The 12,705-nt window shown below is 68.7% G+C and carries 16 protein-coding genes; 4 read left to right on the top strand and 12 right to left on the bottom strand.

Annotated elements, in window-relative coordinates; translation table 11 throughout:
- Positions 1 to 6: 6 nt before the first annotated feature.
- From rplW to rpsJ, 4 genes are read right to left on the bottom strand one after another with little or no spacing between them, the layout of a single operon-like run.
- Positions 7 to 426 (bottom strand): 50S ribosomal protein L23, encoded by a 420-nt coding sequence (rplW, locus tag AVL59_RS04220; protein ID WP_067299850.1) that lies wholly within the window; start codon positions 424 to 426, stop codon positions 7 to 9.
- Positions 426 to 1,076, bottom strand: a complete 651-nt coding sequence (gene rplD / locus AVL59_RS04215; RefSeq protein ID WP_067299849.1) for a 50S ribosomal protein L4 — start codon at positions 1,074 to 1,076, stop codon at positions 426 to 428. Before rplD ends, rplW begins: the two co-directional genes overlap by 1 nt.
- An 8-nt stretch (positions 1,077 to 1,084) precedes the next feature.
- On the bottom strand, positions 1,085 to 1,729 hold the full coding sequence (rplC, locus tag AVL59_RS04210) for a 50S ribosomal protein L3 (RefSeq protein ID WP_020135811.1): 645 nt from the start codon (positions 1,727 to 1,729) through the stop codon (positions 1,085 to 1,087).
- A 17-nt stretch (positions 1,730 to 1,746) separates the two neighbouring features.
- Positions 1,747 to 2,055, bottom strand: a complete 309-nt coding sequence (gene rpsJ / locus AVL59_RS04205; protein WP_003948644.1) for a 30S ribosomal protein S10 — start codon at positions 2,053 to 2,055, stop codon at positions 1,747 to 1,749.
- 554 nt (positions 2,056 to 2,609) lie between these two features.
- Here rpsJ and AVL59_RS04200 point away from each other — a divergent pair.
- From AVL59_RS04200 to AVL59_RS04185, 4 genes are read left to right on the top strand one after another with little or no spacing between them, the layout of a single operon-like run.
- A complete protein-coding gene (locus tag AVL59_RS04200) occupies positions 2,610 to 2,924 on the top strand; it encodes a hypothetical protein (protein ID WP_159399863.1) in 315 nt (104 codons plus the stop codon).
- Positions 2,921 to 3,649 carry a hypothetical protein gene (locus AVL59_RS04195; RefSeq protein ID WP_237281429.1) on the top strand — a complete coding sequence of 243 codons (729 nt, stop codon included), beginning with the start codon at positions 2,921 to 2,923 and terminating at the stop codon, positions 3,647 to 3,649. Before AVL59_RS04200 ends, AVL59_RS04195 begins: the two co-directional genes overlap by 4 nt.
- Positions 3,650 to 3,672: 23 nt before the next feature.
- The gene (locus AVL59_RS04190; protein ID WP_067299848.1) at positions 3,673 to 5,103 is read left to right on the top strand and encodes a hypothetical protein; all 1,431 of its coding nucleotides are present in this window, start codon (positions 3,673 to 3,675) and stop codon (positions 5,101 to 5,103) included.
- Positions 5,100 to 5,648 (top strand): hypothetical protein, encoded by a 549-nt coding sequence (locus AVL59_RS04185; RefSeq protein WP_067299847.1) that lies wholly within the window; start codon positions 5,100 to 5,102, stop codon positions 5,646 to 5,648. The genes AVL59_RS04190 and AVL59_RS04185 overlap by 4 nt, the downstream gene beginning before the upstream one ends.
- 210 nt (positions 5,649 to 5,858) lie before the next feature.
- Here the strand turns inward: AVL59_RS04185 and pqqE are convergent, their stop codons facing one another.
- The 8 genes from pqqE to AVL59_RS04150 form a co-directional block, all read right to left on the bottom strand.
- Positions 5,859 to 6,971, bottom strand: coding sequence for a pyrroloquinoline quinone biosynthesis protein PqqE (gene pqqE / locus AVL59_RS04180; protein ID WP_067299846.1), 1,113 nt, complete (start codon positions 6,969 to 6,971; stop codon positions 5,859 to 5,861).
- Entirely contained in the window at positions 6,968 to 7,240 is a 273-nt protein-coding gene (gene pqqD / locus AVL59_RS04175; protein ID WP_067299845.1) for a pyrroloquinoline quinone biosynthesis peptide chaperone PqqD, read from the bottom strand. Before pqqD ends, pqqE begins: the two co-directional genes overlap by 4 nt.
- Positions 7,237 to 7,959 carry a pyrroloquinoline-quinone synthase PqqC gene (gene pqqC, locus AVL59_RS04170; RefSeq protein ID WP_067299844.1) on the bottom strand — a complete coding sequence of 241 codons (723 nt, stop codon included), beginning with the start codon at positions 7,957 to 7,959 and terminating at the stop codon, positions 7,237 to 7,239. The genes pqqD and pqqC overlap by 4 nt, the downstream gene beginning before the upstream one ends.
- A 114-nt stretch (positions 7,960 to 8,073) precedes the next feature.
- Positions 8,074 to 8,214, bottom strand: a complete 141-nt coding sequence (gene pqqA / locus AVL59_RS04165; RefSeq protein ID WP_067299843.1) for a pyrroloquinoline quinone precursor peptide PqqA — start codon at positions 8,212 to 8,214, stop codon at positions 8,074 to 8,076.
- A gap of 48 nt (positions 8,215 to 8,262) precedes the next feature.
- Positions 8,263 to 9,396 carry a PQQ-dependent sugar dehydrogenase gene (locus AVL59_RS04160; RefSeq protein ID WP_079146513.1) on the bottom strand — a complete coding sequence of 378 codons (1,134 nt, stop codon included), beginning with the start codon at positions 9,394 to 9,396 and terminating at the stop codon, positions 8,263 to 8,265.
- 181 nt (positions 9,397 to 9,577) lie between these two features.
- On the bottom strand, positions 9,578 to 10,072 hold the full coding sequence (locus AVL59_RS04155; RefSeq protein WP_237281428.1) for a hypothetical protein: 495 nt from the start codon (positions 10,070 to 10,072) through the stop codon (positions 9,578 to 9,580).
- 56 nt (positions 10,073 to 10,128) lie between these two features.
- The gene (locus AVL59_RS51980) at positions 10,129 to 10,377 is read right to left on the bottom strand and encodes a hypothetical protein (RefSeq protein ID WP_159399862.1); all 249 of its coding nucleotides are present in this window, start codon (positions 10,375 to 10,377) and stop codon (positions 10,129 to 10,131) included.
- Between the two features lie 287 nt (positions 10,378 to 10,664).
- Positions 10,665 to 12,680: a hypothetical protein gene (locus AVL59_RS04150; RefSeq protein ID WP_237281427.1), complete on the bottom strand. Its 2,016-nt coding sequence runs from the start codon at positions 12,678 to 12,680 to the stop codon at positions 10,665 to 10,667.
- Positions 12,681 to 12,705: the final 25 nt, after the last annotated feature.

The raw sequence follows: 12,705 nt of genomic DNA, 5'->3' as shown, positions 1-12,705 counted from the left end.
CCGCCCTTAGGCGGTCGGACCGCCGAAGATGTCGATACGGTCGCCCTCGGCGAGGGTCACGATCGCGCGCTTGGTCGCGGCACGCTGGCCGAAACCGGTGCGGGTCCGCTTGCGCTTGCCCTGGCGGTTGATCGTGTTGACCCCGGTGACCTTGACGTCGAAGACCGCCTGGACGGCCTGCTTGATCTGGGTCTTGTTGGCGCCCGGGGCGACGACGAACGTGTACTTGTTCTCGTCGAGGAGCGCGTAGCTCTTCTCCGAGACGACCGGCTTGAGCAGCACGTCACGGGGGTCCGTGAAGGACTTGCTCAGCGGCGTCTCGACGGTGTTCTTGCCCTCGGTGGCGTGGCGCTTCGCCTTGGCGACGCGCGCGGCCTTGGCGGCCTTGGCGGCCTTCGAGGCAATGCTCGGGTGACGCGTAGCCATCAGGCCTCGCTCCCTTCGGTGTCAGCGGCCTTGGGGCCAGACACGAAGGACTCGAAAGCGGCCTGGGTGAAGACCACGTCGTCCGAGACGAGAACGTCGTACGTGTTCAGCTGGCCCGGCTCCAGGATGTGGACCTGGGGCAGGTTGCGGGCGGACAGCCACGCGGCCTCGTCCGAGCGCTCGACGACCAGGAGCAGGTTCTTGCGCTCCGAGATCTTGCCGAACAGGCTCTTGGCGGCCTTGGTGGAGATCGCACCCTCGACCACGCCGGAAACGACGTGGATGCGGTTGTGACGCGCCCGGTCGGTGAGGGCACCGCGCAGGGCGGCGGCCTTCATCTTCTTGGGGGTCCGCTGCGAGTAGTCACGCGGCACGGGACCGTGCACGACGCCACCACCGGCGAACTGCGGCGCGCGGGTCGAACCCTGACGGGCGCGACCGGTGCCCTTCTGGCGGTACGGCTTCTTGCCGCCACCACGGACCTCGCCACGGGTCTTCGTCTTGTGCGTGCCCTGACGGGCAGCGGCCAGCTGCGCGACGACGACCTGGTGGATCAGCGGAACGCTGACCTTGGCGTCGAAGATCTCCGCGGGGAGCTCGACGGAACCGGCCTTGTCGCCCGCCGGCGAAAGGATGTCAACAGTGCTCATCGGTTACCTCAGGCCCCCTTGGCCGCGGTGCGGACCAGGACGAGGCCGCCGTTCGGACCGGGAACCGCGCCCTTGATGAGCAGCAGACCCTTCTCCGCGTCAACGGCGTGGACGGTCAGGTTCTGGGTGGTGACCCGCTCGTTGCCCATGCGACCCGCCATGCGGAGGCCCTTGAACACACGGCCCGGGGTGGCGCAGCCACCGATGGAACCGGGCGAGCGGTGCTTGCGCTGGGTGCCGTGTCCGGCGCCGAGGCCCTTGAAGTTGTGACGCTTCATGACACCGGCGAAGCCCTTGCCCTTGCTCTTGCCGGTCACGTCGACCTTGATGCCGGCCTCGAACACCTCGGCGGTGATCTCCTGGCCGAGGGTGTACTCGCTGGCGTCAGCGGTACGGATCTCGACGAGGTGGCGGCGGGGAGTGACGTCGGCCTTGGCGAAGTGGCCCTTGAGGGGCTTGTTCACCTTGCGCGGGTCGATCTCGCCGAAGGCGATCTGGACCGACTCGTAGCCGTCGACATCGTTCGTACGAACCTGGGTGACGACGTTGGGGCCGGCCTTGACGACGGTGACCGGAACAACACGGTTGTTCTCGTCCCACACCTGCGTCATGCCGAGCTTCTCGCCCAGGATGCCCTTGATCTGCTTAGCCATTCTCAGCTCACCGACCCTCAGAGCTTGATCTCGATGTCGACACCGGCCGGGAGGTCGAGTCGCATCAGAGAGTCAACGGTCTTGGGGGTGGGGTCGAGAATGTCGATCAGGCGCTTGTGCGTGCGCATCTCGAAGTGCTCGCGCGAGTCCTTGTACTTGTGCGGCGACTTGATGACGCAGTACACGTTCTTCTCAGTGGGCAGCGGCACCGGGCCCGCGACCGACGCACCAGTGCGGGTCACCGTCTCGACGATCTTCTTCGCCGAGGAGTCGATGACCTCGTGGTCGTAGGCCTTGAGCCGGATGCGGATCTTCTGTCCCGCCATGGCTACTCAGTAGTCCTGTCTCTGTAACGCTCTGGAACCCGGAGTTCCCTATCCGTTTCTCCGACCCACGCGGTCGGGCGTGTCGCGCTCCCGCTGACACAGATGCCCCTTGTTCGAACATCCCTGCGGGACTGCACACGGCCCTACCGGAACCGCAAGCCGGGGGCGGAAGGCCCACCGGGCGCCTGGCCGGTGCCGCGCCCACACTTCCCGGAAGATTCCCGTACGTCCGCCCCAGTGCTGCCCTCAGGCAGTTAGGACGACGAGTACTGTGGGACTCGCTTCCGGTCCTCCCGGCGGGAGGCGTGCAGCATCAACACTCGACCGAGCAACTCGGACAGTCTGCCATATGGGGCGGGGGGCTGGCCAATCGGGGCGGAGAGAATACCCCGAGAGTGACGCAGGTCAAACACGGGGCCGGGCCGAGCGGGCCGGGACCGGCCCGTGGAGCGGTCGCGGAGCTTGTGTGGACGCCTTGCACCCGCCCCGGGGCGGTTTCCCCCGCGCCGTGCGCGCCGTGCCAGAGTCGGCCATCGGCCGACTTATTCGGGGGTATGACGGCGATGGCCGGCTACTGCAAGGTGGAGTTCGAGGCACTGTCCCGGCTCATCAAGGATCTCAGCGGGTGCGCGGGCGGGATGCAGTCCGCGATGAAACAGCTGAAGGACATCGGCCCCAAGGGCTCCGGCTCCGCCGAGCTGGAGGAGGCCTGTGACCACTTCCAGGACAAGTGGGGCTACGGCATCAAACTGATCGCCGAGGCCACGGGCGGCATCACCGAGAAGGTGGCCGAGTCGGGCCGGCTCTTCCAGCACCTGGAGGACAAGGTCGCCGCCCAGGTCCACTCCGTGAAGGTCGCCGACCGGTGACGGCGCCCATAACCGAGGAGCCCGAGGCCGCCGACACCGCGCCGCCCGGGTTCCGCTTCCAGCTCCAGTCCGAGTTCCACGCCGTCCCCCTCGGTATCGGGGAGGACGAGGACGCCTACGAAGAGCAGCTGGAGCAGTTCGCCCGGGACTACTGGGGCGAGCGCGAGGAGCTCGGACCCCTGCGCGCGCTGACCGCGGCCATGTACGAGGCGAACGCCCAGGACCTCGTCGCGGGCGGCGCCGTCTACAACGCGCTCGGCATCTTCCCCATCGGCGGCAGCTCGGACGGCTCCGAGCCGCCCGAGCGCATCAGCCGCGCCACGCTCACCGTCACCGTGCGCGAGATGGAGAACCCCGACCCGCATCTGACCGCCGCGGGCATCGCGGAGGTGCTGGACAAGGGCGCGTGGAACGGTGAGGCGGGCGAGGTCCAGCCGGTGGCCCTCCCGGCCGGACCCGCGGTCGTACGCATCGTCGGGTCCCGCGCGGTGTGGGAGCTTCCGGGAGGCGAACAGGAACAGTTCTTCGTCCGGATCGAGGTCTGGCTGCCGTTCCCCGACGAGGACCGGCTGCTGCTGCTCTGCCTGAGCACGCCCGACGTCCAGGACCTCTACCACTACCAGGCGGTCCTCGCGGACATCGCCGACACCGTCTCCTTCGGCGAGGCCGATGCCCCGGCAGCCGACGAGGGGTCCGATGCCCCCTCCTCCCTCAGCTCCTACTGATCGCGCCGAGGAGACCGACTCCCATGAGCACCCAGACCTTCGAGGCACTCGGCTTCGACCCCGCACCCGGCGTACCCGCGTCGGTGCACCACCTGGTCACCGCCCTGACCAGCGTGGGAAAGCAGCTCCACGACGCGCACGCGACGCTGACCCGGCTGGGCAAGGCGGACGCGGCCTGGGCGGGCGAGGCGGCATCGGCTTTCGCCGAGAAGACCGGCTCCCTGCCGAAGTACCTGGCCGTCGGGCACAGCTCGCTGGCCGACGCGGCGCACGCGCTGCACGGCTGGGAGACGAGCCTGCAGGAGTTCCAGACACTGGCCCGCCACTACGAGGACGAGGCCGCCGCGGCCCGGAAGGCGCTGACGGCCGCGGAGAACAACCCGGACCTGAAGCTCGCGGGCCGTACTTTCGACACGGATTCGGCCCTGCACGACGCACAGCAGCGCCTGGACCACGCGACGACGCGGGTGAACGACGCCCAGGCCGAGCTGAACGCCATCATCAAGAAGGCACAGAGGCTGCTGACCCACCACGGCGAGGCGGCCCGTGCCGCGGCCAAGCTGATCCGCAGGGCCGCCGAGGTCGCACCCGACGAGTCCCTGCTCGACAAGCTCGGCGACCTGCTGTCGAGCATCGGCGACCAGATCAAGGACCTCGCGGGCGATCTGTGGCACTGGATCCAGAAGCACGCGGACTCGATCTACAAGATCGGCGACTGGCTGGGCATGGCTGCCGCCGCGTGCGACGTCCTGGCCATCGTCTTCTCCGAGACGATCATCGGCGCCGCCGTCTTCGAGATCCTCGGCCGCGTGCTGAACGCCGGCGCCCTCGCGTTCCACGGGGTGGGCTGGGCCGCCGGGGCCAAGAAGGGGTCCTGGGCCGACATCGGTCTCGACCTCGTCGGCTTCGTGCCCTTCGGTGACCTCATCAAGGGCGGCAAAGTGGCCTGGCAGACCTTCAGGGGGGTGGAGATAGGGGCCGACTCCTTCAAGGCGGCCGACCGCATCGTGGAAATCGCCAGGAAGGCGGGCAAGGCCGACATCACTGTGGGGTCGAAGAAGCTCCTCGGGATGTTCGGCGAGGAGAAGGGCGTCTTCCGGGTCACCGCGGATTCCCTCAAGGGCCGCTTCGCCATGGCCTCGGAGCGCGTGTTCAACGACGCCGTCCGCTACGAGCGACCGCTGATCAGCCCCGTGAGGTGGCTCGACCAGCACCTCACCCCGAAGCTCATCGAGGGCACCCCGCTGCGCAAGATCCCCGCTCTGGCCGATGCCGTGGTGCACGGCGACGGGAAGAAGTTCATCGACCCCACCTCGTGGGTCTCGCGTGCCCCCGAGGCCGCGTACCGCGGATACAAGCTGGTGGAGAAGGCGGAGACGGCCTTCTCCGACGAGGTGCACGGCAAGTACGAGCAGTACAAGGGCATCCTCGACCGCGGGCTGGGGCTGTCATGACCTCCACGGAAGCAGCGAACCGCGCCTGGGGCCCCCAAGCGCCCAAGTCGGCCTCGCGGCTCTGGACGCGCTACTGCGTGCAGTGGCTGTGGGGGCCGCCGCTCTGGCTGCTGACCCGTCTCCCGTTGATCGTCCTGATCGTGCTCGACGTGGACGAGATCCCGTCTTCGGACTCCACTGCCAGGAGGCCGCGCTGGTGGAGGCGTATGTGGATCAGCCGTGACCGGCTGAAGCGGGAGCGCACCACCGACCCGTCCGCGCAAGAACAGGAAATCAGGCGGATGCTGGACCACCACCGCCGCCGCTGCGTTCCCCTCCGCCCCAGGGAAGGCGCGCCCGTCCCCTGCCTGGGCGGTGTGCACAGCCTCTTCATCGAGCAGAGCTTCTACCGGGTGCTGGGCGCACGACGCGCCTACGAGATCGCCCACGGCGAGTACAACTGGCGCCTGGCCGAGAACGCCGAGAAGCACCTGCCGACGTGGCTGGAGCTGCGGTGCTCAGGATCGGAGATCATGCAGGGCTCGGGTGAACAGGTGCTCCCCTGACGGAACCGCACTGCGGGCCACGCCCGAGTGGCCCGCAGTCACCGCTGCGACCGGCGCGAGTCGCCTCCGGAGCGCCCGAGGCCCCGTCCGCGGACACCACGCTCAGGAGGCCACGCAGGCGGAGGCGGTACGAGCAGGGGCGGTACGAGCACGGTGCCCATGGCTCATCTCTGTGGTCACCTACGCCGACCCGTCCCCCTGGAGACCGCTCTACCCAACGGTCTCGGTCCGGCTCGGTGCCCTTCGTCTGATCACCCTCGTCCCGTCCCTGCCGTCGTCGGCCAGTGACCGGATCAGACCGTGGTCCGGGGACAGCCGGCACGCGGGGTCCGTGCGGGTGGCGTCGCCGGTCAGGGCGTACGCCTGGCAGCGGCAGCCGCCGAAGTCCGCCTCGCGGTGGGAGCAGCCGCGGCAGGGTTCGGGCATCCAGCCCGTCCCGCGGTAGCGGGTGAACGCCGTGGAGTGGTCCCAGATCCAGGCCAGCGGGTGGTCACGGATGTTCGGGGGGTCCAGGTCCGGCAGGGTGGCCGCGGCCGGGCACGGCAGGACGGTGCCGTCGGGGGTGACAGTGAGCGAGACCGCTCCCCACCCGCCCATGCACGGCTTGGCGACACCGTCGAAGTAGTCGGGGACGACCCAGACCAGCTCGGGGCCGTCCGGGGTGAGCATCTCCCGCCGGCGCTCCACGGCGTCCCGGGCCCGGGCGAGCTGGTCACGGGTGGGGAGCAGCGCGGCGCGGTTGAGCAGGGCCCAGCCGTAGAACTGTGTGTTGGCCAGTTCGATGCGGTCCACGCCCCAGGACAGGCCCAGCTCGATGAGGGCGTCGACGGCGTCGAGGTTCCCGCGGTGCAGGACGACGTTGAGGCCCAGGGGGAGGCCGGCGGCCCGTACGAGTTCGGCGGCCCGTTCCTTCTCGGCGAAGGAACGGCGCCCGGCGATCCGGTCGCAGGCACGCGGGTCGGCGTGCTGGACGGACAGCTGGACGCTGCGCAGTCCGGCGGCGGCGAGCGCGGACAGCCGGGCCCGGTCCAGGCCCACACCGCTGGTGACCAGCTGGGTGTAGATCTCGGCGGCCTCGGCCGCGGCGACGATCTGCGCGAGGTCCCGGCGCAGCAGCGGCTCGCCGCCCGAGAGATGGGTGTGGACCACGCCGAACTCCCCCGCCTGGCGCATCACGTCCGTCCACTGCGCGGTGGTCAGCTCGCGCGAGCGCCGCGTCAGCTCCAGCGGGTTGGAGCAGTACCCGCAGTGCAGCGGACAGGCATGGGTGAGTTCGGCCAGCAGCGCCCAGGGGCGGGCGGGTGCGGACGCGGCGGGGGTCATCGGAGCCAGCCCTCCTCGCGCAGGCGCTCCAGGAAAGGGGGGACGTCGGTGGCCACGGGGGCGCCGGGGTAGCGTGCGGCCAGTTCGTCGACGATGCCGCGGACGCTGCGCGTGCCGTCGCACAGGGCGAGGACGGCTTCGGCCCGGCCGGTCAGGACGACGACGCGTTCGGGGAGGACCAGCAGGTCGGCGTCGCGCACGGGGTCGTGCCGGCGCACGATGGCCGGGGCCGGCACGGGCCGCCAGTCGGTTTCGGGTTCCGCGCTCATGCCCGCTCCCGGTGGCCCGCGCGGTCCACGGCGTCGAGCAGCGACCACAGGACGTCGCATTTGAAGCGCAGCGCGGCCACGGCCCGTTGCTGGTCGTCCCGGGTACGAGCCCAGCTCAGCACGAGGTCGAGCGCCTCACGGCTGTCGCGCCGGCCCTGGGAGACACGGGCGCGGAAGTAGGCGAGGCCGTCGGGTTCGATCCACCGGTAGTGGCGTTCGAAGGCGTCGATGCGGGTGCGCATCAGGTCCGGTGCGGACAGTTCGGTCAGCGACGCGGCGACGGCTTCCAGGGGCGGGCGCAGGCGGCAGAAGTTGACGTATCCCTCCACCGCCAGCCGTACACCCGGCAGAACGGTGTCGGCGCGCAGCAGCGTCTCGCGGTTCAGGCCGGCCGCCTCACCGAGCCGCAGCCACCGCTCTATGCCGCCCTCGCCCTGCTGCTGCCCGTCATGGTCCTGGATGCGCCGCAGCCACATCCGGCGCAGCGCGGAGGTGTTCAGTTTCGCGGTGATCAGGGCGTCCTTGACGGGGATGTGGCGCTGGTAGTGGAAGCGGTTGACGATCCAGCGGCGCAGCTCGTCCGGGCTGAGATCGCCGCTGTGCATCCGGAGGTTGAAGGGATGGCGGTCGTGGTACCGCTCCTCCCCCACCGCGCGCAGTCGTGCCTCGAACTCCGCGGGGCTCCAGGGCTCCGCGAGCGGGGCGAGTGCCGTGGTCACAGCTCGATCACCATCCCGTCGTACGCCGCCTCGATGCCCGGCGGCGCGAGCGGCTCGCGCTCGGACGCCGCCGGGGCGACGAGGGCGTTGTGTTGTTGAGGTATGCGGCAGCGGCTAGCGAGAGGCGAGGGAGTAGGCGGTGACCTCGAGCGCGGTGTCGACGACCTCGTAGCCGGGCGCCTGCCAGGTGGTGGTGCCCGCGTCCTCCGAGACGATCCGCTCGACCGGCTTGACCTGTTCCGTGGTTTCGTTCATGGGTGCTGCGTCCTTTCTCCGGAGGGTGCTTTCCTGCTGGGGCGGCGGTCACTTGACGGACACGCGGAGGATCTTGTCCTTGCCGTATCCGAGGTCGCTGGTGCCGAGCCACAGTTCGTTCGTGCCGGGGACCTTGGCGATGGCGCGCAGCCGGCCGTACCGGCCGGCGTAGAAGTCGGTCTTGGTGCCGACGCGCTCGTGGTCCCCGTCGATCGGGACGCGCCACAGCCGCTGGCCGCGCAGCGAGGACACGTACAGCACGTTGTTCACGACGGCGAGCTGGGAGGGCACGCCCTGTTCCGGGGTGAAGGTGGTCTTCGGGTTGGTCATGCCCTTGACTTCACAGGGGCCCTCGCAGACGGGCCAGCCGTAATTGGCGCCCGGCTTGATCAGGTTGAGTTCGTCCCACGTCTGGTTGCCGATCTCCACCGACCACAGCCGGCCCTTGCGGTCCCAGGCCAGTCCCTCCGGATTGCGATGGCCGTAGCTGTAGACGCGGTTGCCGAACGGATTGCCGGGGGCCGCGGCTCCGGTCCTGGTGATGCGGAGGATCTTTCCGTTGAGCGAGTCCTTGTCCTGCGCGAGCTCGGGCTGGTAGGCCTCGCCGGTCGAGACGTAGAGGTATCCGTCGGGGCCGAAGGCGATCGTGCCGCCGTTGTGGTTCCCGACCCGCTTGATGCCGGTGAGCACGGGCGTGTAGCCGCTGAGTGACGTGCCGTCGTAGTCCATCCTCACGACCCGGGTCTCGGTCTCCGTGGTGTGCACGAAGAACACCTGCTTGTCCGTCGTGCCGTTCCAGGTCGGCGACGGAGCGACACCCAGCAGCCCGCCCGGGCCGTCCGTGTAGGGCTCGGGGACCGTGTACGGCACCTCGCCGGCCCGCTTCTTCGTACCGTCGCGGTAGAGGCGGTAGACCTGGTACGAGAGCCGCTCGGTCACCAGTGCCGAGCGCCCGTCCGGCAGGAACGAGATGCCCCAGGGCGTCTGCCAACCCGTGGAGAACGTGGTGACGCGGGCCGGCATGCCACCGCCGTCGGCGGCGGTGGCATGCGTGGGGGCGGTGGACGGGGCGGCGGTGGACGTCCTCACGGCCGCGGGCGCCGGCTGCGCCAGGCCGGCCGCCGGCAGCGCGGCGGCGACGACGGAGAGCGAGGCTATGCCGAACCTGGACGAATAACGCATGAGCGGCCTGGATCTGTCATGTCGACACCCTTTGTGGTTCCTCAGGTGAGCCGTCGTGGAGCGGCGTGTCCGCACGCCCGCGAAGAGCAGCGGTCCTCTCGGGGCGGCCACGCTCTGCAATGAAATCTTGACGATGAGCAGCCGAGCTGCCACTGGGGTGAGCCACGGGGGTGAGGAGCCGCTAGGGGCTCCCGGGGTCGACGTTCCAGTGCGCGGGCAGATCGGCGCCGCAGAAGACACAGACGAAGTCGCCCTCGCGCACGATGTTGTGCTCCTGGCAGTCGGGACAGCGCCGGAACACCACTTCGTGGGTGAAGCCGGCCGGGTGGGCGAGTCCGGCGCGGTCGAGGGCCTGGGCGACGGCCGACCAGGAGGCGCCGTCCGGGCAGTACCCGGTCGACTGATTGCTGACCTCGGACACGGCCCAATGCCGCACTTCCCTGACGAACCCGATCTCGCCGGCGCTCAGCACCGGCTCGCCCTCCGCACACGCCACGTGCTCACTGAGGCGCGGGGCCAGGCGCAGCAGGCCGTCGAGACCGACCACGAAGGTGAAGGGTTCGATCAGCTCGGCATCCGCCTGCCGTTCGGCCCAGGCATCGAAGTCACCACCCGAGCGGACCAGCCACCCACCGGCGCCCGGCCGTACAGCATCCCGCAGCTCGACGGGACCCACATACCGGTAACTCCGCACATCTCTCACGGCTACCGACCTGCCCACCACGGGAGCGTCTACGCACAACCGAGGGTTTTGACGGTGGCCGGGAAGTAGGCACGCATGAACTTTTCGATGTCCTTGCGGTGGGATTGGTCCGTCGGCTCGATCTGGGGGAGTTGGAGGGTGAGCGCAAAATGGTCACCGGTCTTGGTCTTGCATCGAGCTGCGGCAACTGCACCATCGGTGCCGACAAGTGTCTCGTATTTGAAATTGATCTCTCGCGCATCTGTCACACGTGACACCGACCCAGTCTCCTCGGCCATGTACCTGAGGTTCGCCGGACCATCAGCCCACCAGAAGTGCAGTTTGATGACAGGGTCTTTTCCCCAGAGCAGTACGCACGGAGCCGCTACGGCTTCGGACCGGTCAACTCTGTTGAACTCATGCAAAGTGTTTCCCGGGGCCACTAGCCTACGTGTGAGATCTGGGTCGATACGCGTTCCACAAATAACCTTGGGTAATGCCTGGCGAGAGGAAGTAGCACAGGCCACGGTGACAGCCGTCAGCGAAAGGGCGGTAAGGATCACCAGCGCGGGCCGTAGATGGGCCTTCACTTGGGCTGCTCTCCTGAAACGCCAGCGGCCTGCGCGGCGCCGCTCTCGGATGCCTCGGTGATCATAGCCCTGGTGCCGAAGCTCGCCTGACCGTGCGACACATGAGCCTTGTGCCATTCGTCCGCAAGAGCCATCAACTGCCCATTCCTTGCTTCGTATGCCTCAGTGTTGTGTTTGGTCTGCTGCTCGTCCAATCTCCTCTGTTCATCCTCCAACCACTTCTCCGTGACATAGTCGAAACTCGCCTGGACATCATCACTCGCGACCGGAATATAGCTGATCGCCTTATCGAAGACCGGCTTCGCTTCAAATTCGGCCGTTTTGGGGTCACCCTGCGCCTTAATTCGCGCCTCCTCCAGAAAACCGACCGTACGGCCCGCGCGAAGCAGGGATTCTGCCGACTTGGAGTGGTCGCCATGGATGCTCGACACCATCGCCTGGTTTAACCCTCCGTTCAATGCACTATAGGCATCCTTGCCCTTGGAAACCTGCTTCGCGACTTCGAAGAGGTTGCCCTGGTCCAGGGGGGATTTCGACATGTCGATCTCGCTCATAGAGGCGTGCACAGTCTCCCCATGGTTCACGAGAATGTGGGCCATGGGCTGCCTCAGCGAGGGAGGAAACTTGTCGCCGCTGTCCGCCAGATACCCCAGTGTCGACCTGAAGATCGCATCGTTCTGCTTCGTATGCGCGACATAGTGCGCGCGCCCATCGGACGGATCGATCCCCGTCGTCGCCGCCTGCAGGGCCTTGCCGAAGCCGTTGCGGTCGTCCTTGTCCAGGGCAGGGGCGTATGTGCTGACCTTGGGGCCCTCGTGTTCGTGGAGGACCACGTTCCAGTCCCGTTCCTTCATCAGGTACTTCATGCGGGCATCGGAGCCGAGGTAGTCCGCGGCGGTGTGCGGGTCACGGCTCATGATGCCCAGCGCGCCGTCCACGGGGTCGTTGGCGAACCATCCGTCGCGCCTGCCGCCCCACTCCCCCTTCACCCGCCAGATCCCCGGCTCCCTCCGCTCCGCCGCGATCATGTCGTCGGTGAGGTCCTCGAGCATGCGCGGCGCGTATCCATGGCCCTTGCTCATCAGAGTCACCAGCGACTGGTAGCCGACCGCCTTGTCCAGCCGCGCCCCCTGCGCGTCCGTGGCGTATCGCTCGACGCCGGTGCCGCGCATCCCGGCGCGCCAGCGCTTGTACCAGGGCGAGTCCGTGTCCCTCGTCGCTGTCGCCAGCGTGTCCGCCAGGCCCGACTCGATCGTCGAGTAGTCGCCGGCCCGCTCGCCGCCCCGCACATGGATCAGATCGTTCAGTTCGTTCGTCAGGCTGATCGTGCCCGTCGTACCCAGGTCGTCCAGCAGGGTGCGCCCGAACGCCTCGTCGTCGGAGTTGTCGCGGAACACGCGCTTCAGCTCGGCGAGTTCACGCAGCGGCACAGGGGCACCGCGGCTCAGTTTCTCCAGCGTTCCCTCCGCCTCCAGCGCCTCGTACTTCTCGATGTCCCCCATCGCCCGGGCGTTGAAGCCCCGGCCTGCGACCAGCGGGTCCGAGTCCACGACCGCCGACGTCAGCGCGAGGTGGACGCCCGTGTCCGCGTCCGTCACGTCCCGTACCGCCCGGTCGATCCGGTGCTGCCAGGCCCGCAGCGCCGACTCGTCCCGCTTCTCGTCGCCATGGTCGGGACCCACGCTCACCAGGCCACGGTCCGAGACCCGCAGGCCGGCCGCCACCGCCTCCCGGCGCGCCGTCGTCAACCGGCCCTTCAGCTCCGCGAATTGCGCGTGCGCGTCCCGCAGCAGGGAAGCGATCGCCTTCGCCTCCGTCTGCGCGTACCGGAATTCCTTGAGCGTGACGTCGAAGCGGCCGTGGGCGGCCTCCGCGCTCATGCCCGTCCAGGCGGGCCCCATCGTGATGCCGTACACATCCCGGTGGTACGCCTTCTCCTGCTTCGCGAACTCGGCCGCCATGCCCTCCCAGCGCTCGGCCGCGGTGGTCAGCGCGGAGAGGTCGGTGCTCATGATCTCGTGGTAGGTAGGCATGGCC

It is taken from the genome of Streptomyces griseochromogenes, assembly GCF_001542625.1.
GTDB lineage: Bacteria > Actinomycetota > Actinomycetes > Streptomycetales > Streptomycetaceae > Streptomyces > Streptomyces griseochromogenes.
This window is presented reverse-complemented; position numbering and strand designations above follow the sequence as displayed.

What these genes read in the sequence shown, in the direction of transcription:
- AVL59_RS04150 (WP_237281427.1), bottom strand. Translation starts at nt 12,680, where the DNA reads ATGAGCACCGACCTCTCCGCGCTGACCACCGCGGCCGAGCGCTGGGAG.
- AVL59_RS51980 (WP_159399862.1), bottom strand. Translation starts at nt 10,377, where the DNA reads ATGGCCGAGGAGACTGGGTCGGTGTCACGTGTGACAGATGCGCGAGAG.
- pqqE (WP_067299846.1), bottom strand. Translation starts at nt 6,971, where the DNA reads ATGACCCCCGCCGCGTCCGCACCCGCCCGCCCCTGGGCGCTGCTGGCC.
- AVL59_RS04200 (WP_159399863.1), top strand. Translation starts at nt 2,610, where the DNA reads ATGACGGCGATGGCCGGCTACTGCAAGGTGGAGTTCGAGGCACTGTCC.
- rplW (WP_067299850.1), bottom strand. Translation starts at nt 426, where the DNA reads ATGGCTACGCGTCACCCGAGCATTGCCTCGAAGGCCGCCAAGGCCGCC.
- AVL59_RS04190 (WP_067299848.1), top strand. Translation starts at nt 3,673, where the DNA reads ATGAGCACCCAGACCTTCGAGGCACTCGGCTTCGACCCCGCACCCGGC.
- rplD (WP_067299849.1), bottom strand. Translation starts at nt 1,076, where the DNA reads ATGAGCACTGTTGACATCCTTTCGCCGGCGGGCGACAAGGCCGGTTCC.
- rplC (WP_020135811.1), bottom strand. Translation starts at nt 1,729, where the DNA reads ATGGCTAAGCAGATCAAGGGCATCCTGGGCGAGAAGCTCGGCATGACG.
- rpsJ (WP_003948644.1), bottom strand. Translation starts at nt 2,055, where the DNA reads ATGGCGGGACAGAAGATCCGCATCCGGCTCAAGGCCTACGACCACGAG.
- pqqA (WP_067299843.1), bottom strand. Translation starts at nt 8,214, where the DNA reads ATGAACGAAACCACGGAACAGGTCAAGCCGGTCGAGCGGATCGTCTCG.
- AVL59_RS04160 (WP_079146513.1), bottom strand. Translation starts at nt 9,396, where the DNA reads ATGCGTTATTCGTCCAGGTTCGGCATAGCCTCGCTCTCCGTCGTCGCC.
- AVL59_RS04185 (WP_067299847.1), top strand. Translation starts at nt 5,100, where the DNA reads ATGACCTCCACGGAAGCAGCGAACCGCGCCTGGGGCCCCCAAGCGCCC.
- pqqD (WP_067299845.1), bottom strand. Translation starts at nt 7,240, where the DNA reads ATGAGCGCGGAACCCGAAACCGACTGGCGGCCCGTGCCGGCCCCGGCC.